23 protein-coding genes and 3 pseudogenes are annotated in these 18,750 nt (G+C 40.8%); all 26 read right to left on the bottom strand.

Going from position 1 to position 18,750, the window contains the following annotated elements; translation table 11 throughout:
- Positions 1-20: 20 nt before the first annotated feature.
- Positions 21-1,741 (bottom strand): annotated as a pseudogene (gene cysI / locus JCM19033_RS13795) (assimilatory sulfite reductase (NADPH) hemoprotein subunit).
- Positions 1,742-1,768: 27 nt separating this feature from the next.
- Positions 1,769-3,605: pseudogene (locus tag JCM19033_RS13790) on the bottom strand (assimilatory sulfite reductase (NADPH) flavoprotein subunit).
- 627 nt (positions 3,606-4,232) lie between these two features.
- Positions 4,233-4,415 (bottom strand): hypothetical protein, encoded by a 183-nt coding sequence (locus tag JCM19033_RS13785; protein ID WP_054636710.1) that lies wholly within the window; start codon positions 4,413-4,415, stop codon positions 4,233-4,235.
- A gap of 112 nt (positions 4,416-4,527) precedes the next feature.
- On the bottom strand, positions 4,528-4,788 hold the full coding sequence (locus JCM19033_RS13780) for a Na-translocating system protein MpsC family protein (RefSeq protein WP_054636709.1): 261 nt from the start codon (positions 4,786-4,788) through the stop codon (positions 4,528-4,530).
- Positions 4,691-4,909 carry a Na-translocating system protein MpsC family protein gene (locus JCM19033_RS28290; protein WP_374701250.1) on the bottom strand — a complete coding sequence of 73 codons (219 nt, stop codon included), beginning with the start codon at positions 4,907-4,909 and terminating at the stop codon, positions 4,691-4,693. The genes JCM19033_RS13780 and JCM19033_RS28290 overlap by 98 nt, the downstream gene beginning before the upstream one ends.
- 342 nt (positions 4,910-5,251) lie before the next feature.
- The gene (gene sda / locus JCM19033_RS23580; RefSeq protein ID WP_157049892.1) at positions 5,252-5,413 is read right to left on the bottom strand and encodes a sporulation histidine kinase inhibitor Sda; all 162 of its coding nucleotides are present in this window, start codon (positions 5,411-5,413) and stop codon (positions 5,252-5,254) included.
- Positions 5,414-5,595: 182 nt separating this feature from the next.
- Entirely contained in the window at positions 5,596-5,826 is a 231-nt protein-coding gene (locus JCM19033_RS28285; RefSeq protein WP_374701249.1) for a hypothetical protein, read from the bottom strand.
- Entirely contained in the window at positions 5,786-6,163 is a 378-nt protein-coding gene (locus tag JCM19033_RS13775; protein WP_054636708.1) for a hypothetical protein, read from the bottom strand. The genes JCM19033_RS28285 and JCM19033_RS13775 overlap by 41 nt, the downstream gene beginning before the upstream one ends.
- A gap of 201 nt (positions 6,164-6,364) precedes the next feature.
- Positions 6,365-6,682, bottom strand: coding sequence for a DUF3784 domain-containing protein (locus tag JCM19033_RS13770; RefSeq protein ID WP_054636707.1), 318 nt, complete (start codon positions 6,680-6,682; stop codon positions 6,365-6,367).
- Positions 6,683-6,879: 197 nt separating this feature from the next.
- The gene (locus tag JCM19033_RS13765) at positions 6,880-7,293 is read right to left on the bottom strand and encodes a hypothetical protein (protein WP_157049891.1); all 414 of its coding nucleotides are present in this window, start codon (positions 7,291-7,293) and stop codon (positions 6,880-6,882) included.
- Between the two features lie 50 nt (positions 7,294-7,343).
- Entirely contained in the window at positions 7,344-8,102 is a 759-nt protein-coding gene (locus tag JCM19033_RS13760) for a hypothetical protein (protein ID WP_054636705.1), read from the bottom strand.
- Between the two features lie 312 nt (positions 8,103-8,414).
- Entirely contained in the window at positions 8,415-8,690 is a 276-nt protein-coding gene (locus JCM19033_RS13755; RefSeq protein WP_054636704.1) for a hypothetical protein, read from the bottom strand.
- A 319-nt stretch (positions 8,691-9,009) separates the two neighbouring features.
- Positions 9,010-10,845, bottom strand: a pseudogene (locus JCM19033_RS13750) (UbiD family decarboxylase).
- Positions 10,846-11,305: 460 nt separating this feature from the next.
- Positions 11,306-11,863 carry an MATE family efflux transporter gene (locus tag JCM19033_RS27560; protein ID WP_306301354.1) on the bottom strand — a complete coding sequence of 186 codons (558 nt, stop codon included), beginning with the start codon at positions 11,861-11,863 and terminating at the stop codon, positions 11,306-11,308.
- On the bottom strand, positions 11,854-12,438 hold the full coding sequence (locus JCM19033_RS27555; protein WP_306301353.1) for an MATE family efflux transporter: 585 nt from the start codon (positions 12,436-12,438) through the stop codon (positions 11,854-11,856). Before JCM19033_RS27555 ends, JCM19033_RS27560 begins: the two co-directional genes overlap by 10 nt.
- Before the next feature lie 22 nt (positions 12,439-12,460).
- Positions 12,461-13,000: an ABC transporter permease gene (locus tag JCM19033_RS23575; RefSeq protein WP_269758218.1), complete on the bottom strand. Its 540-nt coding sequence runs from the start codon at positions 12,998-13,000 to the stop codon at positions 12,461-12,463.
- The gene (locus JCM19033_RS25960; RefSeq protein ID WP_083465453.1) at positions 12,945-13,277 is read right to left on the bottom strand and encodes a hypothetical protein; all 333 of its coding nucleotides are present in this window, start codon (positions 13,275-13,277) and stop codon (positions 12,945-12,947) included. Before JCM19033_RS25960 ends, JCM19033_RS23575 begins: the two co-directional genes overlap by 56 nt.
- A complete protein-coding gene (locus JCM19033_RS25955) occupies positions 13,274-13,753 on the bottom strand; it encodes an ABC transporter permease (protein WP_269758217.1) in 480 nt (159 codons plus the stop codon). The genes JCM19033_RS25960 and JCM19033_RS25955 overlap by 4 nt, the downstream gene beginning before the upstream one ends.
- On the bottom strand, positions 13,672-14,217 hold the full coding sequence (locus JCM19033_RS25950) for an ABC transporter permease (protein WP_269758216.1): 546 nt from the start codon (positions 14,215-14,217) through the stop codon (positions 13,672-13,674). Before JCM19033_RS25950 ends, JCM19033_RS25955 begins: the two co-directional genes overlap by 82 nt.
- The gene (locus tag JCM19033_RS25945; protein ID WP_269758215.1) at positions 14,218-14,553 is read right to left on the bottom strand and encodes a hypothetical protein; all 336 of its coding nucleotides are present in this window, start codon (positions 14,551-14,553) and stop codon (positions 14,218-14,220) included.
- A gap of 6 nt (positions 14,554-14,559) precedes the next feature.
- Entirely contained in the window at positions 14,560-15,744 is a 1,185-nt protein-coding gene (locus JCM19033_RS13730; protein ID WP_269758214.1) for an ABC transporter substrate-binding protein, read from the bottom strand.
- Between the two features lie 493 nt (positions 15,745-16,237).
- Positions 16,238-16,537, bottom strand: coding sequence for a hypothetical protein (locus JCM19033_RS13725; RefSeq protein WP_054636703.1), 300 nt, complete (start codon positions 16,535-16,537; stop codon positions 16,238-16,240).
- Between the two features lie 120 nt (positions 16,538-16,657).
- Entirely contained in the window at positions 16,658-17,029 is a 372-nt protein-coding gene (locus JCM19033_RS13720) for a hypothetical protein (RefSeq protein WP_054636702.1), read from the bottom strand.
- Positions 17,026-17,535: an ATP-binding cassette domain-containing protein gene (locus JCM19033_RS13715; RefSeq protein ID WP_054636701.1), complete on the bottom strand. Its 510-nt coding sequence runs from the start codon at positions 17,533-17,535 to the stop codon at positions 17,026-17,028. Before JCM19033_RS13715 ends, JCM19033_RS13720 begins: the two co-directional genes overlap by 4 nt.
- The gene (locus tag JCM19033_RS13710) at positions 17,528-17,953 is read right to left on the bottom strand and encodes a GntR family transcriptional regulator (RefSeq protein ID WP_054636700.1); all 426 of its coding nucleotides are present in this window, start codon (positions 17,951-17,953) and stop codon (positions 17,528-17,530) included. The genes JCM19033_RS13715 and JCM19033_RS13710 overlap by 8 nt, the downstream gene beginning before the upstream one ends.
- Positions 17,954-17,973: 20 nt before the next feature.
- Positions 17,974-18,714 carry a hypothetical protein gene (locus JCM19033_RS13705; protein WP_157049889.1) on the bottom strand — a complete coding sequence of 247 codons (741 nt, stop codon included), beginning with the start codon at positions 18,712-18,714 and terminating at the stop codon, positions 17,974-17,976.
- Positions 18,715-18,750: the final 36 nt, after the last annotated feature.

Below are 18,750 nucleotides of genomic sequence, written 5' to 3'. Positions count from 1 at the left end.
AGGACCTTGATTAATTCTAATTAAGCATGAAAGTTCGTGCCATCGGTCACTGCTTCAATAACGCCTGCTCTAATCACAAAATCACCAAAATGCTCGCCTTCACTGCGTTCTTTAGCATACCTTGAAAGAAGTACTCTCAACTCACTTAGAATTTCTTCTTCCCCGATATTTTCCCGGTACATTTTGTTTAAGCGGCTGCCGTCAAAGGCTGCACCTAGGTACATATTGTACTTTCCTGGTGCCTTACCGATAAATCCTATTTCTGCAAGGGTAGGACGGCCGCAGCTGTTTGGACAGCCGGTCATCCGGATGGTGATCTCTTCATCGCGAAGACCATTTTCATCCACAATTTCATCAATTTTATCGATCATAGAAGGTAAGTAACGCTCTGCCTCAGCCATAGCCAATCCACAGGTCGGCATGGCTACACACGCCATTGAACTTCGACGGAGTGCAGTATAATGCTTTCCTTCTGTTAAACCATATTGCTCAATCAACTCATTAATTTCTTTCTTTTTCTGGCTGGAGACGTCCGCAATGACAAGATTCTGGTTAGCCGTAAGGCGGAAATCGCCTCTGTGGACTTTCGCAATTTCACGTAGACCGGTCATCAGCTTGTAATCTTCATAATCAGCGATGCGCCCGCCTTCTACATACAACGTGAAGTGCCATCTTCCTCTGATACCTTTCACCCAGCCGTAACGATCTCCGTTATGGTCAAAGGAATAAGGCTTTGCCTCTTCCAGGCTCCATCCAAGACGATTTTCAAGCTCTTCAACTACGGTATCAAGACCAAGACGGTCAACTGTGTATTTAAAGCGTGCATTCTTACGGACGGAACGATTACCATAATCACGCTGAATGGTAATAATCTTTTCTGCTACATCGTAAATCTGCTCAGGTGTACAAAAGCCAATCACTTTAGCAACCTGGGGATAAGTTTCTGTATCGCCATGAGTCATCCCAAGGCCTCCGCCAATTGCTACATTAAATCCAATGAGCTTTCCATCTTCTACGATTGCAATATAGCCTAAATCTTGAGAAAAGATATCAACATCGTTAGAAGGAGGTACAGCTACACCAATTTTGAATTTCCTTGGCAAATACAAAGGACCATACATTGGCTCTGTTTCTTCTTCCACGTCTGGCGTGCCGGCTACCATTTCTTCGTCCAGCCACAACTCATGATACGCTCGCGTTCGCGGCAGTAAATCATCACTCAGCTTTTTGGACCATTCAAAGACCTCTGAATGAATTTCAGATTGATAAGGGTTTGGGTTACACATCACATTACGATTTACGTCACCACAGGCTGCAATGGTATCCAGTAATGAATTATGGATGCCTGAATCGTATTTTTCATGTTCCACTTTAAAATACCGTGCATTTGAAACGCCTGGCGAGTCGTAAGCTTCAATGTGCCGTTCCCGTATTTCTGAGCCAGCTCATCCATAACCAGCCACTGGTTTGGTGTAGAAACTCCCCCAGGAGTTCTTACCCGAAGCATAAATTGATAAGCAGGTTCAAGCTTTTGTTTCTGACGCTCATTTCTTAAGTCTCTGTCATCTTGCAGATAGCTCCCATGAAACTTCATTAAACGATTATCATCATCTGAGATCCCTGCACTTATGCGATCCAGCATTGTCTCTTTTAATGTTCCGCGTAAATAGTTGCTTTCTTCCTTAATACGTTCCACATCACTTGGCGGTCCGTCTGGTGCTTTTAATCTATCGTTCACCATGTTGATATTACTCCCTTCAATCCCAAATCAATATACATCTCGTTGATAACGTTTTTGCTGCTGCATATCGGCCAGGTACTCTTCCGCTTTTTCACGCTCATACCGCCTTCTTTTTCAATGATTTCAATGAGTGTACTATGGACGTCGTGAGCCATCTTTTTCTCATCTCCGCACACATAGAACACTGCCCCTTCTTGAAGCCATTGGAACAATTCTTTGCTGTTTTCAAGCATCCGGTGTTGAACGTATACTTTTTCATCGGTATCCCGTGAAAATGCTACATCCATCTTTGTTAATACTCCCTCACTCAGCCAATTTTGCCATTCAGTCTGATAAAGGAAATCCGTAACAAAGTGCTGTTCTCCAAAGAATACCCAGGACTTTCCTTCCGCACCGATTTCTTCTCTTTCCTGCATAAAGGAGCGGAAAGGCGCAATGCCTGTCCCAGGTCCCACCATAATGATAGGCGTTTCCGGGTTCTCTGGCAGCTTGAAGTTTTGGTTATTCTGAACGTAAACCGGAACAGTGTCTCCCGGCTGGAGACGCTCGGAGCATAAAATAGAGCATACGCCGTTTCTCTCACGCCCGTGGGCTTCATAACGAACAGCGCCAATTGTCAGATGCACTTCATCTGGGTATGCGTTCAAGCTGCTTGAAATAGAGTACAAACGGGCTGGAATTTTCCGTAAGATCGATACAAACTCTTGAGGAGATGCATTCCATGGTCCAAAGTCACGGACTAAGTCTAATAAGTCGCGGCCATTAATATATTCTTTTGCTTTGTCTTCATTTCCAGGAGCTAAAAGCTCATTCAAGTTCTCATTATCAGAAAAGCCAGTTGCTTTTTCAAGAAGCGGCTTTGACAACACTGTAATTTCAAAGTTCTTAGTAAGGGCTTCTTTGAGCGTTAGATTTTCCCCTTTTACTTCCACTGTCTCGTCAGGATTCCATTTCAGTTCTTCTAAAAGCTCACTAACAAGAGCAGGATCATTGACAGGATATACCCCTAGCTGTCTCCTGGTTCGTAAACAAGCCCAGAGCCTTCAAGAGACAATTCCAGATGTCTTGTTTCTTTATTAGAACCGCGGCCATTTAAATTAATGTTTTCCAGCACTTCTGCCTGAAACGGATTTGACCTGGAGTAATTCGTTTCAACAGCCTGCGGTGCTGCAGCTGTTGCGGAAGGAGTAGCTTCAATGCTGCCGCCCTGTCCTTGATTTAAACCTGCAATGACTCCTTCGAGCCACTCAGCAGCCGGTTCATCAAAGTCAAGGTCGCAATCCACTCGGTCATATAGACGTGTGCCGCCAAGGTCCTGAAGACGCTGATCAAACTCTTTTCCTGTCTGACAGAAAAATTCGTATGACGTATCTCCAAGGGCCAGTACTGAAAATCTCAAGTCGTCAAGCTTCGGAGCACGGCGTCCATGAAGAAACTCATGAAAGGAAATTGCATTATCCGGCGGCTCGCCTTCTCCGTGTGTACTTACTATGATAAGAAGGTTTTCAACCTTCTTTAGATTCTTCGGTTTAAAGTCGCTCATGGAAGAGACAGTTACTTCAAAACCTTTACCTTCAAGTGTTTTTCCGGCATTATCCGCCAAGCTTTGAGCATTCCCGGTTTGAGAGCCGTAAAGAATAGTCACTTCTTTAGAAATTGGCGGTGCTTCACTGACAGCCTGGGACGCCTCTGGAGCCAGTGGTGCCGGCGCCTCTGGTGCTTCAGCTGTCGCTGCTGACTGACTAGTGGCTGTTAAATACCCGCTCAGCCACACCTTTTGAGCTTCTGTTAATGATGGCAGTAAACGATTGAGGAGCTCTGCCTGCTCCTGAGTAAACGGACTGTTCATTACCTGAAATTGCAACAAAACCCACCTCACAAAGGAATTAACTTATTATGTGTCATTGTATGTAAAATGACTGAGTTCGACATAATCCTCTTTTTCTAAACAAAGAAGAAATGATTATTTCTTATTATATCTCTATTATTCCTATAAATTCAATTGGTTTTATAAATATATGTTTAATTTTCAGTAAACAATAATTAATCAAACCCTGTTGTAACTGATTTATTCGACAACATCCAAGGAACACGTTTAAAAATTCCAACAATTTACTAAGAAAAAATAGATCTAGATTAAACTAAATTTCAAACATTTTCATTAATCTATTATTCTTTATACGCTACACTTCTCTTTTGTGCAAGTTGGAAATTTGTCATTTTTGTTAACTCAGTGGCTTGTATTCATTTTTGAACCTGGAAATAAGCCGTCCTCACCTTTTTACGGCTCTGATCGTAGTCAGACTTCAACCTGTTGGGTCATTTCGACAAGAAATTAAGTTTTGCCAGCACACAACCCGGGATTATTTTATACTCATCTCTACGCTAAAAATCATTTACCAGCTCAAAGGTATATAGCACTCTAATAAAGGGGTTGGAGCAAAAAAACCAAAGAAGGATTTTCTTTGGTTTAGCTGCTCCTCGCGACATGTTATTGTTTAGAATCAATAATGAATGTAGTTATGCTTTTATCCAGTTCTGTTTCCCAGTCCACAAATATATCACTAATTTTTTTATTTAATATTTTTTCAAAGCGGTGTCCTTCGTGAAGGTTTCTTTTTTCCAATCTTCGTTTTGCTACCTTTAAATCCTCTCCAAACCCTAAGAAGATCATTTCTTTTTCAATAGGGAGTAGAATACCTTCCCTTATCACCAGAAATGAAAGGTCGTTGACTTGCGCTGAATATATTCTCTCAGGGGTTTCTGTACTTCATTACTCACAGCTATCACTTCTTGTTCCAGTAACTCTTTTTTTGAAAGTCTTGACTGATGCTTTCTGCTTCTTCGTTTTTTGCCAACGTCCCCATGAACATTCCTGTTCTATTATCCAGATTCCAATCATAATAAAAGTCGTAGACTTCAAGATCAGTAATCCCATAGACAAATGTCTTAATTTCCGGTAAGAGTGCGGCCATCAACTTTTCCCGAATGTGTAAAACGGTCATTTGATCGTTTTTCCTGAGTAAAACATTTTCCATTTTGGCCAAGGAAGTCTTCTAAATATATAGTGATGTAGGGATAAGAAATTGTAACATAGACTGATTTAGGTCCCTTTCCAAAATGGTTTCTAATCATCCTGCCTACGTAACCCGCAATCTTATTTTCCATACTCAATTAATTTCACTCCAACTTATTAGACGTGGCTTTTAACCTTTCTATGTAACTTTTCACTAAAGCTAATATTATAAACAACATTGAGAGAAAATAAAAAATGTTTTCCTATATCTCCAGCGTGATGATTTTCTATCGCTTCGAAGTCCTACTATATCTGCTTAGGTATCTCCTCCAAGCAGCACCACAATTGAGGAGTATTTCCCTCCCCTCTAACCTTTGATTTGTTGAAATAAACAAGTTGCATGTGTATACCATGGTTTTCTTACAGGAAATGACAAAGCAAAAAAAGCGTTTTTGAGTGAACAAAAACACTTTTCTCAGTAAATATTTATGTAGTTACCGCAAACTCATCTCTTCTTCCATGTCAATGACTGTCTCTGCTTCTCTTTCTCTAATATGGCTTTTTAAAATATTCAAAAAATCCTCATCTAATTCGTAATGCTGAGCAGAACGATAAGCAGCAAGCAGTACTTCCGTTGGCACTTCCTTTAAATGCAATGATAAATCCTCCTAATTTTGGTGGTTCACTTTAAAGAACAGCTGGAATATGATAACCCTAAATTTGAGATTTCTTCTCAAAAAACGTCCACTTTAATAAAATGGACGACAATCAGACTATTTTCACTATTATAATAATAAAGGATCTCTGAACAAAAGTATAGCTTTGCAGGAGTACCCATCTAAATGGAAGGTTCTTCCTGAAGGAGCAACTCTTTTTTCTTGTAATCCTTAATAAGCAGGAAAATAAGTAAAGCTAATAGAATGGCAAATGTCAAAGGAACATACCATAAAGCTCCTTCATTTATATTCCATCCAATAACTATTGGCGTAATTGACATGATTGGTGATAGAACATAGAAAGGTTTGGAATCATATAACCAGCCATAAGGGAAAAAGTGTGCACCTGTAATAACTGCAAAAAAAGGTAACCATCATAGAAGGGTTATGTGCAAAAGCCCAGAAAATGATAGGAAAATAAAGAAATTGTCCTACATTGAAATAAACTCCCAGATCACCTAACGGGTTATTTAGAAACTTCCAATCTGCTTTTAATCCTTTTGAGATAGCTATAGATAGGGGAAACATCAATCCAGTAGACAACAGCATCAAAATATTTTTGTGATATAAATCCAGGGGCAGTACAAATATGAGGGTTATGGCAGCCCATACCCCTAAGCCAGAAAGCAAAAAAGAAATCCCATTCTTCCCCTCTACAGACATTTTGATTTTCATATCATTTACGTTCACTAGTTCTTCCCCTCTTTCCCTTTTCACTTAATAATATCAGCGATAAATTTACTTAGAGTTTGGTACTTGGTGGACTTACTATGTATTTTCTTTTTACTGTTACTTCCCTTACATTAACAGACTTTATTTTTGTTTCAGAGCCCAACGGTCAGATACCTCCATTTTACTTTTCACCTTTTCCTTTGCATCTTTTTTACTTAATCAATGGTTCTCTTTCTTGAACCTGTCACCTGTATTAACGTAAAAAAGGGTAAAGAAAACGAGACTGATAAAGAGAACAACACCAATAATAAATAACCATCTTACCTTTAATGCTTCACTGAAAACCCAAAGAGACATGCTAAATGAAAGCGCAATCATCATTTTCCCCATAAATTTGCACAAAGCCGTCGTATCATATTTTTCCTTTTCTTCCTTGGGCAACGTATTAAAACCAGCAATCAGGAAGGAACCTTTGCCATTCAACAGAATAATCCCAAGCACAATAAACACTCCAATAATAATAAGCGAAGCAATCATACTCTATGTAACCCCCTGTTCATATGTTATACGACTAACGAGTGAGATGGTTTCTATATGATGTAAAATAAAAAGAAAGACTCTCTTGTCATGACTGCATTCACCCTTCATCTGTCATGAAACCATTCAATTTATCTAAAAATACAAGTGATCATATATAAAAAATACCAGCAGTTTACTACTCACTGCTGGCATTATTATTTGCTTTCTTTTTCTTGTTGTTTCTGCCATTCTTTTCTTCTTCTCTGTCGGTATCCATAAGTGGTTTTGAGCACTGTTTCTTCACTTTCAAGGCCCGCTCCAACTGCCCCTACTACTGTAGCAATCGATGTTGTCAGCCAGGCCAAGGAAACATAGTCAGCAAAAGATACCTCATGACCTAGCTCAGATTCAAGCAATCCTGCCGGCACAAATATCGATACAGCTATTAAAAAGAGAAGAAAAAGGACGGAGTAATAAAAGAGAACCCCTACAATAAGAGTAAGTGCCGTTGCAACGTTATATAACCTTACCAGATATCGAGAACTTCCCTCTTTAACCGTTTCCCAGAGATGATGAGCAACAATGATCCAAATAACCATAGCACTCATTGCAGTAATCATAAGAATCATAAATCTAGGAGTCCCGTATGCACCGCTAAGAAGCCACAAGGTAGGAAAGATCAGCCGTAGGCTCCTGTGGCAAAAGCTCCTGCCACAACTCTTTTAAAGGATGGAAAGATGGTCCAGGGCCTGTTTGCAAGAACCATTCCTGAAGTCATTCTGATGCTCCCGCTGATCTTTGAGTCTACGAGAAAGCGTACATCAAATTCTGAGTCTTCGTCATATGTTTTTCTCTTAATCGGTGACAACCGCTCGGCCAGACGCTGTCCCATCAGTTGTTTAGCACCCTGTCCCCGTATATTCTGACTGTCATCCTCACTGTCTCTCTTTTTTGTCTGCTTTTCTTGGCTACTGCGAGCCTGTTCAGAGCTGCCATGGTACATTTCATTGGCAAGCTGGATAATCGCTTCACGGACTCTTCTTTTCATTGGCGTTGCTCCAAGAGAAGGAAGAGAAATCATTGCTACATTACGCTTTACACTCGCATCTGCTACGACGAGACGCCTATTATGAAAAATAGGGAGATCTGTAATACAAACAGCATACTCCCATCCTTCCTCTTGTTTGCAGCGTTCTGTTTCATCCAGGATTTTCAGCGAATCACCTGCCACTCCTGTTAAAGGATCCGCTACCACTTCAACCTCCCAGGAAACTCGATCATCCACATATCGCGAAAAAAGATCCGGCAAATCCTCAGACACTGAATTCGCAATTTCCTCTGGAAGCTCGGGAGAAGACACAAGCCCTAAACGTTTGGTCTCTTCTTCAGTTTCTTCTCTTTGTTGCCGGTTCGTCTCTATAGAAGAGTTGTCTTTCATAAGTACCTCCCTCCCGGAAGAAGTAGTTCCCACTTAACACCCGCTTTTTTATACATACCCTGAATTCATTTTGGCAAAGCATCAATGGATCATATGTCCCCCTATTTATTGGTTGTTTCATTTAATGTTCTATGTATTTTGATTAAGGTCGAATTTATATTTTGTAAAGCCAGTAGAATAAACCCAAGCATCAAAAATGTTACAATTTCTCCTGTAAAAACAGCAATAACTCCTATAAGTAGAAAATAAAACACGTAATATTTATTACTCAATCTATCCCCCTTTGAGCTCTTGCGGACGACTTCCCCTCCTTCATTTACCTGTCAGTCGTAAAATGCTGCGAGGGTATATCAACACATGATCAGCAAAAATCCGGCACTTTATTTTCATAATACCTCCAAGCACAACTTTAATCTCCTCACCATTCCCACCTTCAGAAGGTATTTTTCCTCTCAATGTCGCCCTTAACGCCAAACCAACATTTTCGTCTTGAAGCTGGCCATTAATATATAGCTTTTCTCCAGCAAACCACCTATTTTCCACTTTCACTTCGTGCCCTTTGTAGGGTACTTTAAATACTTTCGGCATACTATCACTCCTTTTCTCTGTTTTTTATGAGGTGTTAGAAATAACCGTCAAAAAACAAGGACTCCCTGTTCAAAAGCTTGCAGGTGTAAACTATTCTCTATGAACGCTGCCCATGATTTTTTCTGCAGGTTATAGTCGCAAATTAAGGGAGATTTCCCACAGAACATAAAGAAGACCGCAGCCCATGAGAGGACTCGCGACCTTCTTTCGTCCAGAAAAACACGCAAAAGGGGTCCAGGAAATCGGAGGCAGCCTTACATGACGGCATGTAACCTGGCAGTACAAACTCCTCCTGTTGTACCGGTGAAGGGGATCGTCGTCAATCCACCTTTACTTTCTCTAAGCTGGCACCCTTTTCAAAAAACCTCTGGATCCTTTGCTCCACTGAGGGATCAGGAATAAGAGGTGGAGCGTGATGAGGCTTGCGGCGAGCATCGATGATCATGCTGTCGCATCCCCAATGCTTATGTTTATAAGTGCTGTTTGTCCCATAAATATCATGAGAAGGATTGCTCCTTGTAAACGTTACCCATAAGAAATTACTAATCGTATGGCTGACAAATTCACTATCATCACACACGATGATCATAGGTGAAGTAAGAACCGAATCATGCTTTTCAATCGCTGCAGTAAACTGTTGCATTTCCTTTTCTGCAGTTTCATAACTTGAAAAAGCAGGACCCTGAATGGCTATGACTCCAGGCATAACCAATAAAGGATTTACAAATCCCTTAGTCTCCTTCAGCGGTTGAGGGACTTGTGTACACAAGTCTCTTTTCTTGTCGCCATAGGCAGCAATCACCACCTTGCTTCCTGTATTCAGACCAGTACCTGAATAGTCGAGGGTGTCAATTGTTGTGTTGGTTTGAAAATGAAGGTCTCTTTGCAAGTCAATTCTTTCTAACATATAGGCAAGAAACTCTGATTCTCTGCGAGTTTCTAATTCTCTTTTTTCATCGCCACTGATAAATAAATACTTGGCCAGACTGAGCTGTCCTGTGCCTAGAATGCGGTTAGCAATCGTAAGAAGTTCTGCTGGCTGTTTCACTTTTTGGTAAGGAGTGTACCGTTCACTGCCGACAGCAAATAATAAAGGATGAACGCCTGCAGCATCTACCGCATGAACCTCCTTTACACCAGGAATCTCCTGTGTCACAGCTTCGCCAGTCAATTCATGAATTAAATCGCCAAATGCAGTATCTTCCTGGGGCGGTCGGCCTACGACTGTAAATGGCCATACCGCTTTTTTCTTTGCGTATACCTTGTGTACCTTCATGACTGGAAAAGGATGCACGAGGCTATAGTAACCTAAATGGTCTCCAAATGGCCCCTCAGGCTTTGTGTCTTCCGGGTGAATTTCCCCGGTGATAACAAAATCAGCATCATGACTGATGCAATACCCATCGACATAGCTGTACCGAAATCTCCGGCCAGAAAGAAGGCCTGCAAACGTCATTTCACTCAGCCTTCAGGAAGAGGCATGACGGATGATAAGGTGTGGGCAGCGGGCCGCCAATAAAGATGCTGACTTTTAACGGAACACCCAGTCTGTTCGCTTTCTCCTGATGGACACCAATTCCACGGTGAATTTGGTAATGAAGACCAATTTCCTTATTCATTTCATAATCATTCCCGCTCAGCTGTACTCGGTACATCCCAAGGTTAGCGTTCATGATGCCTGGTTTTTCAGGGTCTTCACTATAGACTTGTGGGAGAGTGACAAATGCCCCTCCGTCGTCTGGCCAGTGATGAATCATCGGAAGATCTGAAATTTGGATTTCGTCAAATTCCTCCATTCCCTTTTTGCTTGATCTTTTCTGCGGAAGTGCTTTTGAGCCTGCCAGCCCTGTGCCAATGTGTTGAATGGATTTTTCAACACATTCATAGGGTCATTCCGCATTGCGATTACGTTTTGTGTAGCCTCCAGCGTATCGCGAAAGATAAACTTGCTTCTTTCCACCGTCCCAAATAAGTTAGAGGCTGCCTGATACTTCGTTCCTTTTACGTTTTCAAACAACAAAGCAGGTCCCCCTGCTTCATGCACCTTTAGATGGATAGCCGCCATTTCAAGGTAGGGGTCCACTTCTTCTTTAATTCTTACAAGTTGTCCGCTTTTTTCCAGGTCTTTTACACATTCTTCTATATTTTGAAACATATTTTAGCTCCTATTAAAAACGTAGTGTTGTCCATGTATATTATACTATTTTACCAGGTTGCGGAATTCAACAAAATCAGTCATTGTTTCATTTTTTGTCAGTTTCAATTGGAATAATCCAAGAATCTTTTCTTCAGTCCAGTCCGCTCTAATATTGAATAGTTCTTTTCTTTAGTGATGAAAATAATCAAAAAAAAGAGAGCGTAGAGCTCTCACTAAAGTAACCTATCTATAATAGTTTATGTCATGTGAAGCACCTTAGGTGATTCTTTTCTAAAAACCCTCTGTCTGATTTGCGGGAAAAAAATCCACAGCGTCATTGAACGAGTGACTGTAAATAAAAGAAACGAAAGCCATAAACCATGATTCCCCCACAAAGGAACGGTTACCCAAACACACAACAGAAACACGATAAGAGAAATAATAAGTGAATTTCGGACGGGGGCTGCCTGCGTCGTCCCTATATAAAATCCGTACAATTGCAGCTGGCAAATGAGGCAATAGGAAACCAAACGATCCAACCGCCATATAACACTGCTATTTCTTGTACCTCTGATATGTTTGTAAACAATGAAATAATTGAAGAGCCCCCTACAGCCATTCCAATGGTTAATAAAACAGCAAGCAGGGTTGACCATAAACAACCCATGTATAATGTTTTGTTAAACAATTGTTCGTCCCTGGCTCCCACTGCCTTTCCCGACAGAATACTGCTTGCGTTCGCCAGCCCATCAAAAAAATAAGCCATTATTAAATGAATTTGAAAGAGAATGGCATTCGCTGCCAGGACATTCTCGCCCATGGAAGCTCCTGTTGATGTAAATATAGCAAACACAGTCAAGAGACAGGCAGTGCGAATAAATAAATCTTTATTTACTTTTAACATTTTCATCATTGGTTTCACACTTAATGCTTCTACATCTTTTAAAATACGAATATGAAGACCGGTGTACTTTAGGATAAAAAGCAAACCAATCACAACAGCAAGTACCTCTGACAGCAAGGTTGCTAAACCCACCCCGCAGCACCCATTTGAAAGGAATAAACAAAAAGGACATCCAGGATCATATTCAGCAGGTTACAGCCAAATTGCAAACCAAGGGTGAATTTCACTTTGGATTGGCCAATCAGCCATCCTAGTATGACAAAGTTCAGTAAGGCAAAAGGTGCGCCCCATATTCGAATGTCAAAGTAGCTTATTCCCTGGGCAGCAACACTTTCAGGCGGCTGAATGAAAAACATTGCTCCTTCACGAATCGGCCACTGAAACAGAATGAACAGGAAACCTATGGCTGCTGCCAAAAGAGCGGGTCTTATGAAATGTAAGGAAATATCCCTGTTGTTACCGGCTCCAGCAGCCTGGGCAGTAAAGCCAGAGGTACTCACACGTAAAAAACCGAAAAGCCAGTATAAGGTGTTAAAGATAAGCGTTCCAACAGCTACTCCCCCCAGGTAGGAGGGATCAGCCAAATAGCCAACCACTGCCGTATCAACGGCGCCAAGAAGAGGTGTGGAAATGGTAGCTAACGTTAAAGGCAGCGCCAGCATGATGTATTGCTTATGAGATATCTTGCCAGAAGCAATTTCACTCATAGTATTTACCCCTTCTCTCGCGTCAAAGGCTATTAATTTTTAACGATTCACGAAGACCGTCTCCTATTAAATTAAAGCTTAAAACTGTTAAAAAAATCATTGTGCCAGGAATGATCATCAACAAAGGTTCTGTTTGAAAATAAGGGCGTGCATCGTTAAGCATGGCTCCCCATTCAGGAATAGGAGGCTGGGCACCGAGACCTAAATAAGAGAGCGATGCAATAATTAAAATAATCTTTCCCATATCTAAAGAAGCTAATGTGATCGTTTGCGGAACAACAGCAGGAAGAAGATGTTTCCACAGTACTCTTACATGTCTGCACCCTATGGATCTTGCCGAGAGAATATATTCCTTTTGTTTTTCCGAAAGAATTGTTCCTCTTGTCAGCCTTGCGTATTGAACCCACTTTACTGCGACAATGGCAATAAGTACATTTTGTAAACTGGGTCCTAACAATCCTGCAATCACAATCGCTAATATAAAATCGGGCAGGATAGCAAAACCGTCAACAATCCTCATAATAACTGTATCTATCTTCCCTCCGGCATAAGCACTGATCAACTAACGGTACTCCAATGAAGACAGTTCCTGCCAAACTTAAGGTGCTTACTTGAAGAGTAAGTAAACCGCCTTCAGCTATACGAGAAAAAATACACCTTCCTAAATGATCGGTTCCAAAAGGATATTCTCTGCTTGGCGCAAGAAATCGTTGACTCATATCAGGGTGAAGGGATTCATTAGTAAAAACAAATACACCGATGATCATTAACACCCCTAATCCTGCTAAAAAAAACACTCCGAGCCGGAAGAGGACTCCTTTGGTGATTTTATCCTTCATTTTCTAAAGCTCTCCTCCCCCATCCTGATTCTCGGATCCAACATAGACATAATGATATCGGCAATAAAGTTAGCCGTTATGACAAATACACCTGTAAGTAGTATGTATCCTTGAATCAGCGGGTAATCTCTTCTTAAAATCGCTTCTATTATCATGCTGCCAATCCCCGGCCATGAAAATACTGTCTCTACTACGACTGTGCCGCCAAGCAGGCTTCCTATACTTAACCCAAACATTGATAAAACAGGGACTACAGCAGCTTTCATAGAATGCCTGGTTAAGAGTGTCCATTTCGTCATGCCTTTAGCTCGTGCAGCCTGGATATGAGGCTGTGAGTATTCCTCCACTAAGCTTGACCTCAAAAGCCGTGCATACACAGCTGACATTCCAATTCCTAACGTAAGAGAGGGCAGGATAAGGTGCAAAAGGCTGCTGCTCCCTGATGAAGCAGCCAGCCAAGATGTAACGAAAACCATTGTATTAAAAGGAGTCCAAGCCAGAAAGAAGGAAGAGAAGCACCTAATAAAGCGAAAATCCGGCTTATATGGTCAAAAGGGCGGTTATAGAAATAAGCAGATCCTACTCCTAAAACGCATGCAATAACCATCATGACCAATAATCCGCCTGCAGTTAATAAAAGGGTATTGGGAAGTCTTCCCAACAATACCTCTATCACCGGAACATTCAAAGAATGGGAAGTCCCAAGATCAAACTGGAAAATCCCTTTCAGCCAGGCGAAATACTGTAAAAAGGGCTGGTCAAGAAGTAATTCATTTCTTAACGCCTCCTCCTGTTCTCGCGTGATTGCGACTTCCTCAACTCTGAGGATGGAACGTACTGGGTCTCCCGGGGCCAGTTTCATTAAGATAAAAGTTATAACAGTCAAAATGAAGAGAACCAAACCTGTTTGTAAAAGGCGAGAGACAATAAATCTCGTCATTTATTCCACTTCCAGCTCATTGTTTAACATATAATATTCTTCAGAGCCGGGTTCCCAATTCTTCACCCTATCATTTACACCGACAACAATATTTGGATGGATAATGTAAGATTGAAGAGTATTTGCTTCAATAACAGAAACAGCTTGTTTGACCAGCTTTTTCCTCGCCTCTTCATCAGTAGTCTTATTTAACTCTTCTATCAAATCAATTAGCTCCTGGTCCTCTACATTTCCTGAATTTAAGGCTCCGTCAGGCATCATGCTGCATTTAAAAAGTACCCGCCATCGCCTCTCGGGCTGTAAGGTTACTATAAGTCGCCAAGTCCCAATCATCATTTTCTTCTAAGTAGCATCCACATTTTCCACCATTTGAATCTCAATATTAATCCCTATTTTTGAAGCTTCTCCTTGCAGGATTTGAGCAATTAGAGGAAGCTCCGGACGCCCTCCATAGGTAATTAAAGTAAAGTCAAGAACCTGTCCTTCTTTTTCCAGAATTCCTTCCTCATTTTGTTGCCATCCGTCATCTTGTAATAAGCTCTCTGCATCGTTTAAAGAGTGAACTGTTTCATTATACACACCGAAAGAATAGGAAGGATGAAATGGACTGCTTGCAGTATCCGCATGGCCGGTCATAATGTCATTAGCTGCACTCTCTCTATCAATTAGCAAGTCCAATGCTTCTCTCACTGTCTGGTCTTGAAGCAAAGGATTGTTAAATTGATACATTAAAAAATGAGTCCTCATACTGGGAACAGAATGGACCGATAAATTTTCGTCCTGTTCAATAGGATCCAGGCTTTCAGGTGATAGATGATACGCGATATCTGCTTCATTTGTTTGAAGGGACATGCCTCTAACATTATTATCTTCATTAAAAGTAAAATAAGCTTCCTCCACTTTGGCTTTTCCATCCCAGTACTCATGAAAACGAATTAGATGAACTGAATTATTAGGCTCAAAATCATTCACTTTAAATGGTCCCGTGCCAACCGGCCTGGTTTTTATATCTTCCTCAGTCTGCACTTGCGTAATTGCAGTATTCGGGTTCACTAATTCAGATACAAGCATTGGGTTGGGCTGCGTAGTATGAATGACCAATGTTTGGTCTGTGGCTTCCACTTCTTCAATATGTAGCGCAGCTTCTATAGATGGATTAACTTCAAAAGCTCTTTCTAAGGAATCAGCCGCGGCTTGAGCATCCAGTTGGGCTCCATCATGAAAGGTAATATCCTCTTTAATCTTAAACTCCCAGGTATTGTCGTCGACTTGCTCCCATGACTCCGCAAGCCATGGTTCTAGTTCAAGGTCTTCGTTAATTTTAACCAGAGTTTCTGTGATTCCTGCTCTTACAGGAACCCAGTCCAAATGAGGGTCCAGAGTTTCTGAACCAAAGCTGAACATCAAAGTAATCGATTTATCGTCTGGTTCCTTTCCATGACCTTGCTGCAGATCTTCACCTTCGTTTGCTGCACATCCGCTCATAAAAATTAAAAAAGCCAACGGCAATAAACAATATTTTTTCATTTTGCTCCTCCTTATGGATCCCTGCTTCTCGCTGTGCCATTCCCTTTTTCTCCTATTTAGTAGTTTTAATTCGTATAATTGTCATCCTACAATCGTAATGATTACGATTTTTAGTATAATACAATAATTTAAAATTGTTAATACGCCAAAACCTTAACGGCTTATTTTACAGTCAAGTCAACAATATACTATCACTATTCAAGGATTTAAGATATTACTTGTGTAGTTTTCACTTATACATCAGCTCCTCAGTCCACATAAAGTCATTGCTGATTTTGTTAAAGGTTGCTCGCTTGCACCTAAGGTACAGGATAACATCCTTTCATGCTTCACTTCATTCTCATTCACGGTCTCTATGCCACGCCCATGTGTTGTCTCGGTTTACTCGGGCACCCCCTTCCGAAGACACCGCTTCGCGACTTTATTAATCAAAAATCAACAATTGCTTTTTTATAAAAAAAGATGCCCCTATAGGGACATCCTCTTTTCCTTCTTATAATGCTCCTTGAAGTTGCCCTTCACCAGAAAGGTAATAACTGGTAACCTCAGACCCTTCTGAAGCCTCAGTCACATAACAGTCTCCTCGTAACACTCTTCCATTTTCTTCGGTCATTTCTACTGTAATTTTTTCATCGTTGTTCTTTAATTTCTCTAATCTCTCAGAGGACTCAGAGTTAACAACTACTTCCCAGGACTTATGCTCACCTGATTCTCTAACGACTGCATGGGCTGAACTAAACTTTAACTCTGGTTCGTCCTGCACCTTGATGTTCTCTAGATTATATCTCTGCACGAAACATGACTCCTTTCTTTGTAAGGGAGTTGTACAAATCATATAACCATAATCTGCAGTCATTAAACACCATGAATAACGGGAGGTTTTAGATTAATCCACTCTCTATTCGCTAGTTTCCTACGTGCACTCATTCTCGGAAAAATATTCAATAAGCTCTTCAATGGACAGCCTTTGAATCTGTGATGGTGTTGTACTTTCTTGCAGAAGCTCACTTTCAATTACTTGTACATTGTCTGTAAGAATTTGTATCGGGGAAGAGTGTGTAATCTTGAGGATATTCGGGTGTTTTAGAATGCTCTCTGGCACGTTATCGACCCAAAGCCATGCCCAATTTTCATAAAAGCTGTCTTTGTTGTCGTGATAAAGAAGACTGCCATTATGAAGAACTGCTATAAAGTCACAAAGGGATTCGATTTCAGCCACATTATGTGTAGCTATTACAAGACACTTTCCTTCACCTTCCATAAAAGCGACAAGGTCTTCTTTCATCTTTTTTTGTGAACTGATATCCACTCCTGCCGATGGCTCATCAAGTAATAGCAAATCTGGGTTATGGCAAAGACTGAAAATAAATTCCACCTTTTTCTTTGTTCCTTTTGAGCATTTCCCAAACTTTTCTTTTTCATCAATGAGATATCTGCGGAGGAAATAAGAGTACTTTTCATGATCCAATGTGGGTACCAATAAGAAATATAGGAAGCCAGTTCTTTAATCGTCAAGTGAGAGAACGCCTCTACTAATTCTCCCGAAAACCCTATGTTTTGTTTATGTTGACTTTCACTTGCTGCAGCGAATTTCCCGAAAAAATGGATAGTACCTTCATCAGCCTGAAGAATATTCACTAAGAGACGAAACAGTGTGCTTTTTCCAGAACCATTAGCTCCTGCTATACCAAGTGAGAACCCTTTTTCCAAAGTTAAATTCACTGGTCCTAGGGTGAATTTCTTAAATGATTTTTTTACATTATTTAGCTCTACCACTAAATGATCACTCATCTTCCTTTCCCCCTTTACTCTTATTGATTTTATTATCAAAGTATTGGAGAAGCGCTTGATTAAAAAGGCTTTTCATTTCAGCTTGAGTAGAGCCTACTTGGTCAGCTTGTTCAACCGCCTTTAGAAAGGCAGATACTATTAGTTGCTGTTTGGTATCTTCTTTTCTTTGCTTCTCTACTTCTTTTACAAATGTGCCTTTTCCCTGTATGGTTTTGATCAAGGCTCTGCCTTCAAGATTTTGATATGCTTTCCTTGTTGTGATGACACTGCAGGAAAGTTCACTGGCCAGGGCTCTAATCGATGGAAGAGGAGTTCCTGGAGGCAATTTACCACTGACAATTAACGATTGAAGTTGAGTTTCAATTTGATGGTAAAGAGGCTCCCTGCTCTCCTCAGAAACACGTATCGGTAATTTCATAATGCCTCCTCCCTCAGATATTATAAGAAATCTTTTTTCAGCAGGCGCTGTTTAAGAAGCTGGTTCCAGAAAACCACTCCTGCTGCTCCTGCCCCTAAAGAAAATAAAGCTGCTATCCATCCATACTCCCTTATTAACAAAAAACTCCACTCGACAAATCCACGGCCTGTAAAAACGGAAATTATTATAATAGCGATCAATAAAACAAGTAAAAAAATATAGGGTGAAAGATAGAGCATGATGCCGTTTAAACCATATTCTACAAAGGGATTCCATCCCCCTAACAATAAGGCATAGCCAAACCAAAAAAGAATAAATAGAATAAATTCTTGCCTCGTTATGTATGTGAAAAACTCATTCGATAACCCTACTGTTATAATGAGGTAAAAAACAATAGACATGACCGTTAAGATTATTACCATAGCAAGGGTTCTGCTCAGTGTAAGTACACTTACCGGAATGGGCAGAGCTCTAAGCAATGCCATCTTTTTGTTAAAGGGATCCTCTTTAACTGTCCGAAAGCTTAAGTATGGACTTGACATGTATAGGGCTGCTAAAGATGGAGTCATCCCTACAAATATAACATCAAGCAGGATGCCATTGATATTCCCAGCTTCCGTAACAAATTCATTTCTTGCCAGCTGGTTGAGAAAAAACATCGTTACGACGCCACAGAGAGCGGTGAAAACAAGGGTAAAAACAAATGCCCATAGGTTATGTTTCAATTCCTTTCTCACCAGCCAGAAGGCTTGCCCTATCATCCTAACCTCTCCTTTCTCTTCATATCTCTCTGACCT

This window comes from Thalassobacillus sp. C254, from assembly GCF_001310615.1.
The sequence above is the reverse complement of the archived record's forward strand: the minus strand, read 5'-3'. Positions and strand labels throughout refer to the sequence as shown.